This is a genomic window from Streptomyces sp. NBC_00285 (assembly GCF_036174265.1).
Taxonomy (GTDB): Bacteria; Actinomycetota; Actinomycetes; order Streptomycetales; family Streptomycetaceae; genus Streptomyces.
In genome coordinates, this window is the sequence record NZ_CP108055.1 from 945,514 (window position 1) to 962,550 (window position 17,037).

Below are 17,037 nucleotides of genomic sequence, written 5' to 3' on the forward strand. Positions count from 1 at the left end.
AGGTGAGGGGGGCGATCCGCGCGTCGTCACTTGACGCCGCGTACGCCTGCGAGCGAGGCGATGGCGAGGGCCGAGCAGATGGCGCCGACGACGAAGAGGGGCGGATAGTTGTCGTGGGAGCCGACGATGAGCGATCCGTACAGCGGGATGAGCATCTGCGGGACGACGAGGGCCAGGTTGTAGACGCCCAGTTCCTGTGCCGCGTGCTCGGGATCGGGCAGGACGCGGCTGACCATGGGCAGATCGACGGAGAGGTAGCCGCCCTGGGCGACGCCGATGAGCACCATGCCCGTCAGGAAGATCCCGAACGAGTTGTCGACGCACATGACCAGGAGTCCGCCCGCCGACGCGAGCGCGGCCAGGCGGAGCCAGGGCTTGAGGCGGCCGGTACGGTCGTCGAGCATGCCGAAGAGCAGCGAGGCCACCAACGATCCGGCGCCCAGCAGCAGGGTGGACTGGAAGACCCGGCCGGCGGTGCTGTCGCCGCCGTATCCCACGCGGTCCGAGACGATGTACGTCTGGTAGGTGAGGATGATGAAGACCCCGGAGAACATCAGGAACCGGCTGGCGAACGCCCAGGCGTAGGCGGGGTAGCGGCGCGGGTTCACATAGAAGCTGGAGAAGAACTCCCGCGGGCCGAAGGGCGGGAGGGTGCTCTTGTCGGCGGGTGCGTCGGGGGCCACGGCGACGAGCAGTGCCGCACCGGCCGCGCCGATCAGACCAGGGACCAGCAGCATCAGCGCGGGACTGAAGTCCAACAGGCTGACCAACAGGGTCGCGGCGACCATCCCGATGGGCATGGCCGGGCCCATCAGCCCGCTGACCCGGCCCCGCACCCCTGGTTCGATGCGCTCGGTCAGCACGGCCTGCGACGCCATCAGCGTGCCCGACCAGCCGGCCTGTGCCAGCACCCAGCCCACGACCAGCAGCCACACCGCGCCGCCGAGGCCGATGCAGGCAAGGCCGGTGAGCCCGACGAGCGGGCCGATCACCAACCAGGTCCGACGCTTCCCGAGGCGAAGGGTGGTGCGGTCGGAGAGGGCGCCCAGGAGCGGGGAGGCGATCGCAGCGGCGAAGGCGCCGACGGACAGCACGGTGCTCAGCGTGGAGACCCGCTGGCCCTCACCGACCACGTCACGCACGCGCAGGGCCATGCTGATCGTGGGCGGGGACATCACCGCGATGTAGGCACCGTAGTAGGCAGCGACCAGGGCGACGGGCAGCAACAGGCCGGCCCGTGCCGTGGGGGTCGGAGCGGCGACCTGGCTGGACGTGGGGGTGGCTCTGGTCATCCGTGACTCGCTTCCTTCGGCCTAGGTCCGAGACGCATCACGGCAGCAAGTGCATCTCCGCAGTTCTGAGTTGGACAGTAAGTTTCCCGGTGTCGAGGAATAAGTGAAGGGGCTGTTTTCTTCCCCGGCATGAATTACCCAGGGGATGAATTCCTCCCCCCATACACCGATGCGCACGTGTCGGCCCCGCGGATATGGTCAGCGGCGCGGCCCGGGCGGAAGCAACAGGTCCGATTTCCTGTATCGAAGGGAAGGGAATTGTGGTCCAGGAGGTAGGCGAACAGGTAGTGGAGCCGCAGTCGGCGGCGGGAAACCGGCACAGGGTGCGGGTGTCCATCGGCGCGTTGCTGCTCGGCATGCTCATCTCGGCGCTGGACCAGACCATCGTGTCCACCGCATTGCCGACGATCGTCAGTGACCTCGGCGGAATGAGCCACCTGTCGTGGGTCGTCACCGCCTACCTGCTCGCCTCGACCGCCGCGACCCCGCTGTGGGGCAAGCTGGGCGACCAGTACGGGCGCAAGAAGCTCTTCCAGGCCGCGATCGTGATCTTCCTGATCGGATCGGCGCTGTGCGGTCTGGCGCAGGACATGCCGGAGCTGATCGCGTTCCGCGCGCTTCAAGGGCTCGGCGGCGGTGGCCTGATGGTCCTGTCGATGGCGATCGTCGGCGACATCGTGCCGCCCCGGGACCGGGGCCGCTACCAGGGCCTGTTCGGTGCCGTCTTCGGCGCGACCAGCGTGCTGGGGCCGTTGCTCGGCGGGCTGTTCGTGGACCGTCTGAGCTGGCGCTGGGTCTTCTACGTCAACCTGCCCGTCGGTGCCGTCGCTCTCGTGGTGATCGCCGCCGCGCTGCGGATCCCGGTCCGGTCGCAGAAGCACCGGATCGACTACCTGGGGACGCTTCTGATCGCGTCCGTCGCCACCTGCCTGATCCTGGTGACCTCGCTCGGCGGCCGGACCTGGGGATGGACATCCGTCCCGTTGATCGGGACGGCGGCCCTGGGTGCCGTACTGCTCGTGTGGTTCCTGGCCGTCGAGCGCAGGGCTGCCGAACCGGTGCTGCCGTTGAAGCTGTTCCGCATCCGTACGTTCGCGCTGTCCTCAGCAATCAGCTTCGTGATCGGCTTCGCGATGTTCGGTGCGATGACCTACCTGCCGACGTTCCTCCAGGTCGTGCAGGGAGTGTCGCCCACCATGTCGGGTGTGCACATGCTGCCGATGGTGCTCGGCCTGCTGCTGACGTCCACGCTGTCCGGCCAGGTCGTCTCCCGTACCGGGCGCTGGAAGATCTTCCCGGTGCTCGGCACCGCCGTCACCGCCGCGGGACTGTTGCTTCTGCACCGGCTCACGGAGTCCTCCGGCAACCTCGAAATGAGCCTGTACTTCTTCGTCTTCGGCTTCGGGCTCGGCCTGGTCATGCAGGTGCTCGTCCTGATCGTGCAGAACGCGGTGTCGTACGAGGATCTGGGCGTCGCCACCTCGGGGGTCACGTTCTTCCGGTCGATCGGCTCCGCGTTCGGCGTCGCCGTCTTCGGCACGGTCTTCACCAGCCGGCTCGACGACAAGCTGCACGACGTGTTCACCGGGTCGGCCCGGTCCCGGTCGGCCGCCGCGCTCGAGGCCGACCCACGTGCCATGGACCGACTCCCGCCCGAGCTGCGCCCGTCCGCGCTGCACGCGTACGCCACATCGATCACCGACGTGTTCCTCTACGCTGCCCCGGTCGTCCTGCTCGCCTTCGCGCTGACCTGGCTCCTCAAGGAGGACAGGCTGCGCGGCTCGGTCACCGCGCCCGACATGGCGCAGACCCTCAGCGTCCACCCCGTGCACCGCTCCTCGCGTGAGGAGGCGCAGCGGGCCCTGTCCCTCCTCGGGTCACGAAACGGACGGCGCGGCATCTACGAGAAGATCACCGCCACGGCCGGATACGACCTCCTGCCCGCCTCCAGCTGGCTACTGCTGCGGGCCCTACGACCGGACAGGTCTCTGCCGCCGGCACGGCTCGCCGAGTACAGCCAGGTGCCGCTGCCGGTGATCCAGGCCGCCCTGCAGCAGATCGAGCAGCGGCAGTTGGCCACGATCGAGGGTACGGACCTGACCCTCACCGACGCGGGCCGCGACGCCGCGGCCCGGCTTTCGGCGGCCCGCCGGGACGCTCTCGCCGAGCTGCTCGGCGACTGGTGGGGACCCGACCGGCCGACGGACCTGGTCGAACTGGTCGACGAGTTGTCGTCGCAGCTCTCCGGCTCCGACGGGGAACGACCGCGCCTCCCGGCGCCCGGGTAACACGCTCGTCGCACCTGATCCAGGGGCATGCGCCACTCCGGATGGGGAGGGGCAGCGTCTCTCCCCGCGCCGGGCCGGGGCCCTCCACGGACGGTCGCCCGGCAGCCCCATTGCGGCTATGAGGCCGTCCCGACGGCCCTGTGGCTGCGCGGTGGCCCACCTGACCCCTGAGGACTCAGGCCGCCGCATCCTGTGCGGGCCGGTCCGAGTCCGCGGTCCATGACGCCAGGAACAGAAGCCCGTCGTGGGACGGGGCCCCGGGATCGGCGGTCGCGACGACCAGTTTCTGTGTGGGGTCGGCTGTGCAGGTCAGGGTGTCCCAGTCGAGGGTGAGGTCGCCGACGATCGGGTGGCGCAGCCTCTTGGTACCCATCCGCAGGCCCTTCATCTGTCGGCCCGCCCACCACTGCCGGAAGTCGGCGTCGGTGACCGACAACTCGCCGACGAGTGCGGCCAGCTTCGGGTCGCCGGGGTACCGGGCCGCCTCCAGGCGCAGATGGGTCACGCAGATGCGGGCATTCGTCCTCCAGTCGAGGCAGAGCTCGCGGAAGGCGGGGTCGGTGAACATGAGCCGCGCGTAGTTGCGCCTGTTCGCGGGGAGCTTGTCGAAGTCGGTGAGCAGAGCGGCTGCAAGAGGATTCCAGGCGAGGATGTCCAGGTATCGGCCGAGGACGAGTGCGGGGGTCGTGGACAGTTCGTCCAGGATGCGTCTGAGCTGCGGGTGGACCTTCTGCGCCGGCCGGCGACGCGGTTCGCACGTGCCCCTTGCCGCCAGCTCGAACAGGTGGTCACGCTGGGCGTCGTCGAGGTGCAGGACGCGGGCGAGCGTGGCGAGCACCGTCCTCGGCACGGGGGTACGCCCCTGTTCCAGCCGCTCGTAGGCGCGGGTGCTGATCCCCACGAGGTGAGCGACCTCCTCACGGCGCAGCCCGGGCACTCGCCGGGGCGCCCCGGACTCGGGCAGACCGACGGTCCGCGGGCTGAGCTGGGCCCGGCACACCTTGAGGAATTCTCCCAGTTCAGGCAAATGTGCTTCGGTGTACATACCAGCGAGTGTCGCAGTGTCCAGTCGAAATGTGAGGGGGAGAGTTTTGTCCCAGGTCTGTCGCCTGTCGAATCACCGCGGCAGACAAGGCCGTTGCATCAGCCGGTCTCACCGGCCTGAGCGGCCGTGAGCCCGCCGGGCCGACCGTTGGCCCGCGAGGAGAGGGCGCTCAGACCGTCGTACGACGGCGTGCCTGGCTCCGCCGTCCAGACGACGAGTTCCTGATCGGGGTCGCCACCGCAGATGAGGGTGTCCCAGTCCAGGACGAGTTCGCCCACGACGGGATGGTGGAACCTCTTGACGCCCGCCCTGCGCGACGGTGCGTGACGGCTTCCCCACCATCGACCGAAGTCACTGTCCTGCACGGAGAGTTCCCCGACCAAGCCGATCAGCTGCGGATCCTCGGGATGTTTGGCGGCCTCCATGCGCAGATGGGACACGCAGTCCCGGGCGACGGCCCGCCAGTCCGCGTAGAGCGTCCGCATGGAGGGATCGGTGAAGAGGATGCGGACGCAGTTCCGCCTGCCTTCCGGCACCTTCGCGAAATCGGTGACCAGGGCGGCAGCGAGCGGATTCCAGGCCAGGATGTCCATACGGCGACCGATCACCACACCGGGACTCACGGTGAGATCGTCGAGCAGGCGGAGCAGCTGCGGGTGCGCCTTCTGTGCGGCTGGTCGGCGGTGTCGTGCCGGTTGCCGGCCGGCCAGTTCGAACAGGTGGTCACGCTGGCGATCCGACAGGCACAGGACGTGGGCGAGAGCGGCCAGCACCGACGCGGACGGCTGGATGCGGCCCTGCTCCAGCCGTGTGTAGTAGTCGCCACTGATGGCGGCGAGCAGAGCGACCTCCTCTCTGCGCAGACCGGGCACACGCCGACCACCGGTGTCGGGCAGACCGACGGTGCGCGGGGTCAGCTCGGCCCTCCGCGCCTTGAGGATTTCTCCCAGCTCACTCAGATGCGCGTCGCCGGCCATGACTCCAGTGTGGCATCGCTCGGTCATGGGAAGGGGGGTAAGGATTTCTCCCCTGGATACGGGATTCCCTGGATGGAATTCTCCCCTTTGCGGGTTCCCGTGAAAGTGGCAGGGTCTGGGGTGTGTTCGGTGACCGGAACCGGTCTGCGGATCGCGCACACCCGGATGAGCGGGAAGGCCGATCTCGGGAAAGAATGATTTCCCGCGTGTCACCGATATTCAATATCTCTGAGGCAGGCAGAGGAGGAAACGAGCGCCGGTGCGGACGATCGTCCCCTGCTTCGGCGACAGCCTGGCGCTCACCGGTCCCCCGCAGACCCCCGAGCGCATCAGGGTCGCCGGCGGGGTCGGTGGCCGACTCGAAGGTTACGTACACCCCCCTCCGCCCTCGTCGGGCTCGCCTCGTTCCTCGGTGAGCAGCCCATCCAGCCCCCGGTCGAAGACCGGGCAGCGCACAGTCCCCCACCCGAAAAACATGCCAGGAGCACCACCTCATGTCAGAACGGAAGAAGTTCGCGCCGCCGGCGATCCAGGAGTTCGCCCCCAAGCTCGCGGAGGTGACCGACACCGTCCTGTTCGGCGACATCTGGGAGCGGCCGGGTCTGTCCCCACGCGACCGCAGCCTCGTCACCGTCACCGCTCTGGCCTCCCTGTACCGGGCCGACCAGCTCGGCTTCCACCTCGGCAAGGCCCTGGAGAACGGTGTCACCAAGGACGAGCTGATCGAGGTCATCACGCATCTGGCCTTCTACGCCGGATGGCCCAACGCCATGACCGCGATGACGCAGCTCAAGGAGATCGTGGAGAAGGCCGACCGGTCCGGCTGACGCCTCTTCGCCGCCCACACGTCGCAGGCTCTCCCCCCACGCACAACCGCCGTCACGCGCCCGGCGGCGCCATCCGGAGACGGCCGGCACAGCCTGGCTCGCACACGTCTGCGACCACGACGCCAACGGCCCGCGCCTCCGCCCCGCGCCTGACGGCACGACGGACACGACTAGAGCTGGGAAGGCACCATGCGAGCAACCATCATTCACGCGCCCGGTGACATCCGGATGGAGAACGCCCCCGAGCCGAAGATCACGGCTCCGACGGACGCGGTCATCCGTGTCGTCGCCGCCTGTGTGTGCGGCTCCGACCTGTGGAGCTACCGGGGCGTCCTGCCGGTCGCCGAGCCGCAGCCGATCGGCCACGAGTACGTCGGCATCGTCGAGGAGGTCGGCAGCGACGTCTCCAGCGTCAGGCCGGGACAGTTCGTCATCGGTTCCTTCGTCGCCTCCGACAACACCTGCCCGATCTGCCTGGCCGGGTACCACACCTCCTGCCGGCACGCGCAGTGGGTGAACGGCGCTCAGGCCGAGTACGTTCGCGTCCCTCTCGCCGACGGCACTCTGGTCGCCACGCCGGAGCAGCCGTCCGAGGAGCTGATCCCGGACCTGCTGGCTCTGTCCGACGTCATGGGCACCGGCTGGTATGCCGCCAAGGCCGCCGAGGTCAAACCCGGTTCGACGGCCGTGGTGGTCGGAGACGGCGCGGTGGGCCTGTCCGGCGTCATCGCCGCGAAGGAACTGGGCGCTGAACGCATCATCGCCATGAGCCGTCACGAGTCCCGGCAGAAGCTGGCCCTGGAGTTCGGCGCCACCGACATCGTCACCGAGCGCGGTGAAGAAGGCGTCGCCCGCGTGAAGGAGCTGACGAACGGCATGGGCGCCGACTCGGTGCTCGAGTGCGTCGGCACGCAGGAGTCGATGCGCCAGGGCCTGCAGTCCGCGCGTCCGGGTGGCAACGTCGGCTTCGTAGGCTTCCCGCACGGCACGCAGATCGACGGCCAGCAGCTCTTCTTCTCCCACGTCGGTCTGCGCGGTGGTCCCGCCCCCGTGCGCGCCTACCTTCCCGACCTGATCGACCGTGTCCTCGGCGGCCGTATCAACCCGGGCAAGGTCTTTGACCTCACCTTGCCCCTGAACGAGGTCGCAGAAGGTTACAAGGCCATGGACGAGCGCCGCGCCATCAAGACGCTGCTGCGTCCGTGACCGGGAGAACGGACCGACAGCCATGACCAGCCGGGCGATCGCCACCGTCGAGGCGTACCTCGATGCCTTCGGCACGCGCGACATGGAGCGCGTCCTGTCCCACTTCTCACCGGACGCGACCTGGACGATCCCGGGCGATCCGGCTCTGACTCCATGGGCCGGGAGCCGCACCGGACCAGAGGGGATCCGGCAGTCCCTCACCGCGTTCTTCGCGGCTGTCGAGGCGCTCGCGTTCGAACCGGGGACCATGGTGGAGGCCGACGGGCGTGTCCTGGCACCGGGCCGGTACACCTCCCGGTTCCACCCCTCGGGGCAGGTGCTCGAAAGCGAGATGATCATGCGCTTCACCGTCACGGACGGTCTGATCACCGACTACCGCGTCTTCGAGGACTCACTCGGCATCACCCGGACGCACCTCGGTGAGCAGTCCGGCGCCGCTCCCACCTGCACGGGTCTTCCGGCAACCCGCTCGACGGACTTGGCGGGGCCTCTCTCCCACCCGGTCACAAGGATTGGAGGACACCGATGACGATCTGGACGAACGACGAACTCGACCGCATCGCCGCGGCCGACGAGTTGGAGATGGCGCCGCGCCGCGATGACGGCACACTGCGGGGTCCGGTGCCGGTCTGGGTCGTCCGCGACGGCGACGACCTGTACGTCCGCTCCTTCCGCGGTACGGACGGCGGCTGGTGGCGCACGGCCCGCGCCGTCCACGAGGGACACATCCGCTCCGGAGGCGTCGACAAGGACGTCACCTTCGTCCGGGTGGCGGACTCCGAGGTCGACGACCGCGTCGACACCGCATACCGCACCAAGTACGGCCGCTTCGGCGACGCGTACGTCGACCCCTTGGTCGCGGCGCGCTCCACAACACTGCGACTGGTGCCCCGATGACCGAGACGATCCCGCTGGCAGCCGCTGAACCACCACCGACAGCCAGTCCCGCACAGGAGTAAGCACCATGCTCGGTCTCGAACTCGTCGTCGTCCTGGGTGCGGCCGTGCTGGTGGGCAACGTACTGGGGCAGCGCTTCCACGTCGCGCCGCCCGTCGTGCTGCTCGTCGTGGGCGCGCTCATCGGCTTCGTCCCGGCCGTCCGCCAGACCCAACTCCCGCCCGAAGTAGTGTTGTTGCTCTTCCTTCCCGTGTTGCTGTACTGGGAGAGTCTGACCACCTCGATGCGGGAGATCCGGACGAACCTGCGCGGCATCGTCCTGCTCAGCACGGTCTTGGTCATCCTCACCGCGGGGGCCGTGGCGGTCGCCGGGCACGCGCTCGGGCTGCCGTGGGGACCGGCGTGGGCCCTGGGCGCGGCCGTGGCGCCCACCGACGCCACCGCGGTGAGTGCCCTGGCGGGCTCCCTGCCGCGCCGTCAGATCACCGTGCTGCGTGCGGAAAGCCTCGTCAACGACGGCACCGCACTGGTCATCTACGGCCTGGCCGTCGGTATCACCGTCGGCGAGGAACACCTGGCACTGCCGCACGTCGGAGCGCTGTTCCTGCTGGCCTACGGCGGAGGGGCCGCGGTCGGGGTGGCGGTCGCCTGGGTCAACATGAACCTGCGGCGCCGACTGGACGATCCTCTGCTCGGCAACCTGGTCATGATCCTCGCTCCGTTCACGGCGTACCTGGTGGCCGAGTTGATCCACGCCTCCGGCGTCCTCGCGGTCGTCGTGAGCGGCCTGATCATGGCCCAGGTGGCGCCCAGCCTCATCCGCGCCGATCACCGTCGTCAGGCACTGGCCTTCTGGCCGCTGGCCACCTTCATCATCAACGGCGCTCTGTTCGTCCTGGTCGGAGTGGAACTGCAGTACGCGCTGCGCCACCTGAGCCGAGCCGACCTCAGGGACGCCCTCATCGCGATCGGGGCGGTCAGCGTGGTCCTGGTCGCGGTCCGGTTCGCATTCCTGTTCTCCTCCGCCTACCTGATCCGCGCGATCGACCGGCGCCCCGAGCAGCGCCTGCGGAGAATGAGCGACCGGGCACGAGTGGTCAGCGGGCTGGCGGGCTTCCGGGGAGCGGTGTCACTGGCCGTGGCACTGTCCGTGCCGCAGAACCTCGACTCCGGCGAGCCGTTCCCCGGCCGGGCGTTCATCGTCTTCGTCACCTGCGGCGTCATCGTGGTGACCCTCGTGGTGCAGGGACTGCTGCTGCCGGGCGTGGTGCGCTGGGCCCGGCTGCCCCGCGACACCTCCGTCGACGAGGAGCAGGTCCTCGCCGAGACCACGGCGACCGAGGAGGCCATCCAGGCGCTGCCACAGCTCGCCGCCGAACAGGGGACAACTCCGAAGGTCGTGGAGTGGCTGCGCCAGGAGTACGAGGCCAACCTGGCGACCGTACGGGCGAGGGGCTCGGGCACCGACGACGATCCCGCCCTGCTCCACAACCGCCACTACACCGACCTCCGCCTCGCCCTCATCGCCACGAAGCGTGCGACCGTCGTCCGCCTGAGGGACGAGTCGCAGATCGACGACACCGTGCTCCGCCGTCTCCAGGCCTCCCTGGACAACGAAGAGGTCCGGCTGGCCGGAGGCGAGCAGGTGGAGTAGGCCGCTTGCGGTATGTGCCCTGACGACGCGAGCCCCACGAGAAGGAATCCCGCTGCCATGTCCTCCAGCCTCATCGATGTTCACGCCCACATGCTTCCCGACTTCTACGTTCAGCAGGCGACGGCGGCGGGCCACGCCCACCCCGACGGGATGGGCGGCTGGCCGTCATGGTCCGTGCAAGCCCATCTCGATCTGATGGACCGCAACGGCATCGAGACCGCGATGCTCTCCATGTCCTCCCCCGGCGTGCACTTCGGCGACGACAAGGCGGCCCGTCTCCTTGCCCGGCGCGTCAACGAGTACACCGCCGAACTGACCCGGGACCACCCGGGCCGTTTCGGCAACTTCGTGTCACTTCCGCTGCCGGACGTCGACGGTGCGGTCGAGGAGATCGCCTTCTCCTTCGACGAACTGGGCGCCGACGGCGTGGCGTTGCTGACTCACACCCACGGGGTGTATCTGGGCGACCCGCGCCTCGACCCGGTCTTCGCGGAGCTCGACCGGCGGCGGGCGGTGGTCTTCCTGCACCCCACGTCCCCCGTGTGCTGGGAGCAGTCCGCTCTCGGCCGGCCGCGTCCGATGGTCGAGTACATCTTCGACACGGCCCGTACCGTCACTGACCTGGTGATGGCGGGCGTCCTGACGCGTCACCCGAACATGCGGGTGATCGTCCCGCACTGCGGCGGCGCGATTCCCGTCCTGGCCGACCGCATCAACGAGTTCATGAGTCTGTTCCTGCCTGCACAGCAGCCGCCCAGCCCCGACGCGGTGCAGCAACTCCGCGGTCTGTACTACGACATGGCAGGCACCGCCTTCCCACGCCAGGTCCCCGCACTGCTGAGGCTCGTCGACCCTGACCGCGTGCTCTTCGGCAGCGACTACTGCTGGACTCCTGCGCCGCTGGCCGACGCCCACATCGCGGCGATCGACGCGGCCGAACCACCGGCGCAGGACACGACATGGCGATCGCTCACGACGGCGAACGCCAAGCGCCTGTTTCCGCGGACAACGCGGTGAACCGCAGTACGCGGGCCCTCAGCGCGATCCCGCGAATGAGAAGCGACTCGCGACGACACCGGATGCGGCGGCGGCCTGCCGATGGCCTGAAGCCCACCCACCGGCATTGACAGCAACGAGTTGGCAGCAACGAGGAGGAAGAATGCACACCCGAACGCTCGGACGCGACCTGCATGTCTCCGCCATCGGTCTCGGTGTCATGGGAATGTCCCAGAGCTACGGCCCCAATCCCGGCGATCGCACCGACATGATCGCCGTACTGCGTGGCGCCGTAGACCGCGGGGTCACGTTCTTCGACACCGCGGAGGTGTACGGCCCCTACGTCAACGAAGAGCTCCTCGGAGAAGCCCTCGCCCCGGTGCGAGACCAGGCAGCGATCGCCACCAAGTTCGGATTCCGCATCGAGAACGGCGCCCCCGCCGGACTCAACAGCCGGCCCGAGCAGATCCGAGCCGTCGCTACGGCCTCCCTCAAACGGCTCAGGGTCGAAACGCTCGACCTTTTCTACCAGCACCGCGTCGATCCGGACGTGCCGATCGAAGACGTCGCCGGAACCGTGGGGGAGCTCGTACAGGAAGGCAAGGTGCGCTGCTTCGGGCTTTCCGAGGCCGGTGCGCAGACCATCCGCCGGGCTCACGCGGTCCACCCGGTGACGGCAGTCCAGAGCGAGTACTCGCTGTGGACCCGGGACCCCGAACATGAGGTTCTGCCGACCTGCTCCGAACTCGGCATCGGATTCGTACCCTTCAGCCCGCTCGGCAAGGGGTTCCTGACCGGGACGGTGGACGCCACGACGCCATTCACCGCCAACGACGTCCGCACGAACATCCCACGGTTCACAGCCGAGAACCGGGCAGCGAACCAAGCGCTCGTCGATCACGTCACCCTGCTCGCGCAGGCCAAGGACGCCACACCGGGCCAGGTCGCGCTCGCCTGGCTGCTCGCACGGCATCCGTCGGTCGTTCCGATCCCCGGAACCCGGCGCACCGCACGCATCGAGGAGAACATCGGCGCCACCCAACTGCCCCTCTCCGCCGACGAACTCGCCGACCTCAACGGACTCGTCGGCCGAGTCGGGGTACAGGGAGACCGCTACAACGAGCACCACATGTCCCTGGTCGACAAGTAGCTCGGCCCATCCATTTCGCCGGGCCGTTCTCCTGCACCGCTCCTTCTCCGGGCCCACCCGGTCGGCGGCTTCGGTGAAGTGCGAATCCGTGGGACCCAGCCCGGTGCTCAGGGTCGATGCCGGAATTGATCGGAGACGTGAAGGCGCTGACCGCGGCCGAGACAGTCCGAGGTCCCCCTGCGCCACCGGCGAATCCGGAATCCGCTCCCATTTCCCTCCTCCTTCCCGCGACGATTGAAGAACCCTTTCATGCGCATCGACACGCACGCTCACGTCTACCCCAGCGACTACCTGGACTTCCTGGCCGACTCGGGCGTCACGACCACCGGCGGCCAGCGCGGGCTCGGGGCCGACGACACCGACAAGGAACTCGAGGCCCGTTTCTCCCTGATGGACCGGGCCGGTGTGGACCGGCAGGTGATCTCCGCCTCCCCGCTGACGGGCGCACTGCCGGATCCGGATCAGGCCGCGTCGGCCGCCCGCATGATCAACGACCGGTACGTCGACCTGGTGGACCACCACCCCGACCGCTTCCTGGCCTTCGTCGTGCTTCCTCTGCCGCACGTCGACGCGGCCCTGGCCGAGCTCGACCGCGTCCTCGACGCGCCGGGGGTGGTGGGCGTGGCCCTGACCACCTCGGCCGCGGGCCGGGCGCTGACCGACCCGGCCTTCGCACCGGTGTGGCAGGAACTCGACCACCGCGGCACCGTGATGTACCTCCACCCCGCCGGCGACGGCGTCGCCTCCCCGCAGATCACCGACCACCACCTCACCTGGATGGTCGGCGCGCCCGTGGAGGACACCGTCGTAGCGGCCCAGCTCATCACCCGTGGGTTCGTGACGCGCTACCCCCGTGTACGCATCCTCAACTCCCACTTCGGAGGGGCGTTGCCCATGCTGCTGGAGCGGTGGGACAACCTTGCCCACTTCGAGGCACCTGAGGCCCCCCTTCCGCCAAGCCAGGCTGCGCGCCTGGTGTGGTACGACACCGTCGCTCACAGTTCCCAGGCGGCACTGCGGGCCGCGGTCCAGGCGGTCGGCGCAGACCGACTCGTCCTCGGCAGTGACTTCCCGTACCAGGGCGGCGAGCACTACCTCGACGCCGTCGCCTACATCGAACGGGCCGGTCTCGACGCAGAGGACACCCAGGGCATCCTGGCCGCCAACGCGGAAGCGCTTCTGGGACTGGCCTGATCCTGCCGGCCAAGGGTCGGCGAGCACGTCCGGGAGTACCTGACGGCGCTCCACATGCGGCCACGGGCAGGTGGCCGGCGGCCATGCCTGGTGTGCGGTAGTGCCCAGCAGCGGGTGGCGAGGCCACCCGACAGGAGCGGCGATGACGGGTTGTCAGGAGTCCGGTCCAGCTGCCTGAACGCGGTGGTTCCCCTCCGTCAGAAGCTTTCGGTGACTACTCCCGGGAGTCCCGCTGTGCGTCGGAAGGCTGCACCGTGGTGAGCCATTGGGCGACGACGGCGTCGATGAAGGCGTCGGTGACCTGGCCGCGGTCGAGGAAGAGGCGGGCGAGGACGGGCCCGTACAGGAGGGTGAACTCGTCTTCGCCGATCTGGATGCCCGAAGGCTCCAGCAGCTTGTTGAAGCCGACGTGGCGGTCCTCGCCGATGCGGACGAGCGCGCGCGCACTGTCGGGGTCGTGGTCGGCCTGGGCGGTGACGGCCAGGGCCGCGGATCGCACGGCCGGCACGCTGACGCCGGCGCGCAGGCTCTTCAGCCAGGCGGTGGCCACCTCACGCACGTCACTGCCCGGTTCGGGGTAGGTGCCGAGGTCGGGGCCTTCGAGGACGAGGTCGAAGAGCAGCGCGGCCCTGGTGGGCCAGTGCCGGTAGAGGGTCTGGCGGGTGACGTCCGACCGCTCGGCCAGCAGGGCGTAGGTCAGTCCGGCAGGTCCGACCTGAGGCAGCAGTTCCCGCGCGACCGCCAGCACGCGATTGCGGGTGCGCTGTACACGCGGGTTGCCCGGAGTCGGCTGACGGCGGTGGAGGGGCTGCTTCATGCCACCACCCTACCCGCACATCATACGGCGCGTGTGATTGACGTCACAGGCGGCAATCATACGCGCTGCATGATAGACCTGAGGAAGCAATCACACGCACTGGATGATTCTTGCGTGTCGACGATTCGAAAGGCAGACGCTCATGTCACCCCGCAACCTCACCGCACCCACCTTCGCCCGCACTCGCCTCGGCTCCGGCCCCGGCCTACTCCTCGCCCACGGCGCAGGCAGCAGCCTGGCCGGCACCTACGGCCCCGTCCTGGAAGCCCTCGCCGCCCGCCACACCGTCGTCGGCATCGACTACCCCGGCAGCGGCGACACCCCCCGCTCCACCACCCCGCTGTCCGTCGACGAGCTCGCCGACCAGCTCGTCGCCGCCGCCGACGCGGAGGACGTCGACCGCTTCGCCGTGTCCGGCTACTCCCTCGGGGGCCCGGTCGCCGTCCGCGCCGCCACCCGCCACCCCGAGCGCGTCACCGCACTCGTCCTGACCGCCGCCTTCCCGCACCGCGACAACCGGCTCGCTCTCGCCTCCTCGATCCAGAGCAAGATCGCCGCGTCCGGCGACCGCGAGCTGCTCGCCGAGTTCCAGCTCATGGTGGCCCTCGGCACCCAGGCACTGGAGTCGATGCCGGCCGAACAGCTGCGGCAGACCCTCGGCTACGTCGCCGCCGGTACGGCCGACGGCAGCGCCGAGCAGACCGACCTCGTCGGCCAGGTCGACGTCCGGGACGACCTCGCCGGCATCACGGTCCCCACCCTGGTCGTCTCGACCACCGACGACCGGCTCGTCTCCAGCGCCCTGCACCGCCGGCTCGCCGAGACCATCCCCGGCGCCCAGCTCGCGGAAATAGCCACCGGCCACCTTCCGATGCTGGAGCGGACCGAGGAGTGGCTGCAGCTCATCACCGACTTCCTCGACAAGCACCCCGCCTGAACGCTCGCCACGAGCGGCACCCCAGGGGCCAGGCCCCACACCCGGACCGCTCCTTGATCACAACTCACCACACCCGCGTACATGGAGGAACCATGCTCAAGTTCGGCCAGCTCGACGAGACCCCCCACTTCCACGACCAGCAGAAGGAGGAGGCCGGCCCGGTCACCATCATCAACACCTTTGTCGCCCCGGAGGGCAAGGAGGACGAGGTGGTGGCCGCCTGGAAGGACGACGCGGAGTACATGAAGAGGTCGGGGAGCCTCCTCTCGGTGCAGCTGTACCGGGGCATAGCCGGCAGCCGGCTCTTCACCAACGTCGCGGTCTGGAAATCCACCGAGCACCTCCGTGCAGCGCTCGGCACGCCGGAGTTCGCCTCGCACCTGGCGAGCTACCCTGCCGGCACGGTGGCCTACCCGCACCTCTACCAGAAGTTCGCTGTAGAGGGCGTCTGCGACGGGGAATGACGACCGCCACCCGAGACCGGGCCGCCGTTCGCCACGCGCACGACGTGGTAGCGACGTTCGGTTCCTGGTCAGCCTCGGGCTCGCGCCGACGACGCCGATCCGTGTCCTCTGACCGACCGGTGCTCGAAGCACTCGGCCTGGTCCGCACGGAGAAACACTCAGCGGCAGGACGTACGAGAGGACGCAGGTCGCTGGTCACCGGGACGGCGTACATCCCGCTGCTGGTCCGACGGTCGGGACACCGGGTGACGGCGATGGCGGTACCTGGAGCTGTTTCCCAGGTACCGCCGGAAGGTCGGCGAAGCCGATCGACTCCCTCCGGGAAGCGAAGGTCACCCTGACGCCGCCGGCCCGTTCGCCGCCGCGGCGAGCGCCGTCACACCGCCTCGACGGAGTCTGCCTTGCCACGGACGACATCCCGCAGACGCTTCTTGTCGATCTTGCCGACCTTTGTCAGCGGCAACTCCTCAACGACCAGCAGGTCTTCCGGGAGCTTGTATCGCGCCACCTGCATGGCGGTGAGGGCGGCACGGACCGATTCGAGGCTCAAGTGGGTCCCTGGCTCGACGACCACGACCGCGCACACCCGCTCCCCCAGGTCGGGGGCGGCCTTCGCGACGGCCGCGACGCGGGCGACACCGGGCAGGCGGTAGATCAGGTTCTCGACCTCCTCGGCGGAGATCTTCTCGCCTCCCCGGTTGATGAGGTCCTTGTCTCGTCCTTCGACGACGAGATTGCCCGACGGGTGCAGCCGGACGACGTCACCGGTGCGGTACCAGCCGTCGGGGGTGACCGCTCGGGCGTTGTGTTCGTCGGCCCGGTAGTAGCCGCTTGGGGTGTACGGGCCGCGGGTGAGCAGCGCGCCCATCTCGCCTGGCCGTACCGGCTTGTCGGAGGCATCGGCGACGAGGATCTCGTCGTCGAGGCGCGTGTAGTTCAACAGTCCCTCTGCCATGCCGAACACCTGCTGGAGCGTGCCACCGAGCACGGGTTCGGCGCGGCGGGCGACCTCCGGCGCAAGGCGGGCGCCCACCCACCTGCAACAGCCGTAGTGCGGGCGGGGCGGGGTGGCGGCCGGAGGCCACCGCGTCGATCCAGCGCTGGACGACGGCCGGTACGGCGGCGGCGACCGTCACGCCCTCGGCGGCCATCAGCGGCAGCGCCTTACCGGGTTCCGGGGTGCGGGCCAGGACGACCCGGCCGCCGTTCATGTGGGTGCCCAGGATGCCGGGGCGAACCCCCGGATCAGGTCGAACCTGTACACCACGTCCCTGGACGCAACCAGGCAATGTC

16 protein-coding genes are annotated in these 17,037 nt (G+C 69.2%); 11 read left to right on the forward strand and 5 right to left on the reverse strand.

What is annotated here, in order from left to right; genetic code table 11:
* Positions 1-26: 26 nt before the first annotated feature.
* Complete coding sequence (locus tag OHT57_RS04495; protein WP_328744606.1) at positions 27-1,292, reverse strand: MFS transporter; 1,266 nt, start codon at positions 1,290-1,292, stop codon at positions 27-29.
* 356 nt (positions 1,293-1,648) lie between these two features.
* On the opposite strand from OHT57_RS04495, the gene OHT57_RS04500 reads away from it, so the two are divergent.
* Positions 1,649-3,580 carry an MDR family MFS transporter gene (locus OHT57_RS04500; protein WP_443053594.1) on the forward strand — a complete coding sequence of 644 codons (1,932 nt, stop codon included), beginning with the start codon at positions 1,649-1,651 and terminating at the stop codon, positions 3,578-3,580.
* Positions 3,581-3,755: 175 nt separating this feature from the next.
* On the opposite strand, the gene OHT57_RS04505 is transcribed toward OHT57_RS04500, so the two are convergent.
* The gene (locus OHT57_RS04505; RefSeq protein WP_328744607.1) at positions 3,756-4,625 is read right to left on the reverse strand and encodes a helix-turn-helix transcriptional regulator; all 870 of its coding nucleotides are present in this window, start codon (positions 4,623-4,625) and stop codon (positions 3,756-3,758) included.
* A gap of 98 nt (positions 4,626-4,723) precedes the next feature.
* Positions 4,724-5,602, reverse strand: coding sequence for a helix-turn-helix domain-containing protein (locus OHT57_RS04510; protein ID WP_328744608.1), 879 nt, complete (start codon positions 5,600-5,602; stop codon positions 4,724-4,726).
* Between the two features lie 494 nt (positions 5,603-6,096).
* Here OHT57_RS04510 and OHT57_RS04515 point away from each other — a divergent pair, with 494 nt between their 5' ends.
* The 8 genes from OHT57_RS04515 (at position 6,097) to OHT57_RS04550 (ending at position 13,526) form a co-directional block, all read left to right on the forward strand.
* Positions 6,097-6,429: a carboxymuconolactone decarboxylase family protein gene (locus OHT57_RS04515; protein WP_328744609.1), complete on the forward strand. Its 333-nt coding sequence runs from the start codon at positions 6,097-6,099 to the stop codon at positions 6,427-6,429.
* A gap of 189 nt (positions 6,430-6,618) precedes the next feature.
* Positions 6,619-7,635: a zinc-dependent alcohol dehydrogenase family protein gene (locus tag OHT57_RS04520; RefSeq protein WP_328744610.1), complete on the forward strand. Its 1,017-nt coding sequence runs from the start codon at positions 6,619-6,621 to the stop codon at positions 7,633-7,635.
* 22 nt (positions 7,636-7,657) lie between these two features.
* Positions 7,658-8,164, forward strand: a complete 507-nt coding sequence (locus OHT57_RS04525; protein WP_328744611.1) for a nuclear transport factor 2 family protein — start codon at positions 7,658-7,660, stop codon at positions 8,162-8,164.
* Positions 8,161-8,532, forward strand: a complete 372-nt coding sequence (locus OHT57_RS04530; protein ID WP_328744612.1) for a DUF2255 family protein — start codon at positions 8,161-8,163, stop codon at positions 8,530-8,532. Before OHT57_RS04525 ends, OHT57_RS04530 begins: the two co-directional genes overlap by 4 nt.
* A gap of 67 nt (positions 8,533-8,599) precedes the next feature.
* A complete protein-coding gene (locus tag OHT57_RS04535; protein WP_328744613.1) occupies positions 8,600-10,186 on the forward strand; it encodes a Na+/H+ antiporter in 1,587 nt (528 codons plus the stop codon).
* A gap of 57 nt (positions 10,187-10,243) precedes the next feature.
* Complete coding sequence (locus tag OHT57_RS04540; RefSeq protein WP_328744614.1) at positions 10,244-11,203, forward strand: amidohydrolase family protein; 960 nt, start codon at positions 10,244-10,246, stop codon at positions 11,201-11,203.
* 142 nt (positions 11,204-11,345) lie between these two features.
* A complete protein-coding gene (locus OHT57_RS04545; protein WP_328744615.1) occupies positions 11,346-12,332 on the forward strand; it encodes an aldo/keto reductase in 987 nt (328 codons plus the stop codon).
* 249 nt (positions 12,333-12,581) lie between these two features.
* Complete coding sequence (locus OHT57_RS04550) at positions 12,582-13,526, forward strand: amidohydrolase family protein (RefSeq protein ID WP_328744616.1); 945 nt, start codon at positions 12,582-12,584, stop codon at positions 13,524-13,526.
* A gap of 214 nt (positions 13,527-13,740) precedes the next feature.
* On the opposite strand, the gene OHT57_RS04555 is transcribed toward OHT57_RS04550, so the two are convergent.
* Positions 13,741-14,343, reverse strand: coding sequence for a TetR/AcrR family transcriptional regulator (locus OHT57_RS04555; protein ID WP_328744617.1), 603 nt, complete (start codon positions 14,341-14,343; stop codon positions 13,741-13,743).
* A gap of 142 nt (positions 14,344-14,485) precedes the next feature.
* On the opposite strand from OHT57_RS04555, the gene OHT57_RS04560 reads away from it, so the two are divergent.
* Together OHT57_RS04560 and OHT57_RS04565 are read left to right on the forward strand one after the other, a co-directional pair.
* A complete protein-coding gene (locus OHT57_RS04560; protein ID WP_328744619.1) occupies positions 14,486-15,280 on the forward strand; it encodes an alpha/beta fold hydrolase in 795 nt (264 codons plus the stop codon).
* 92 nt (positions 15,281-15,372) lie between these two features.
* Positions 15,373-15,744, forward strand: coding sequence for an antibiotic biosynthesis monooxygenase family protein (locus tag OHT57_RS04565; RefSeq protein WP_328744620.1), 372 nt, complete (start codon positions 15,373-15,375; stop codon positions 15,742-15,744).
* Positions 15,745-16,120: 376 nt separating this feature from the next.
* Here the strand turns inward: OHT57_RS04565 and OHT57_RS04570 are convergent, their stop codons facing one another.
* A complete protein-coding gene (locus tag OHT57_RS04570; protein ID WP_328744621.1) occupies positions 16,121-16,777 on the reverse strand; it encodes an AMP-binding enzyme in 657 nt (218 codons plus the stop codon).
* Between the last annotated feature and the right edge of the window lie 260 nt (positions 16,778-17,037).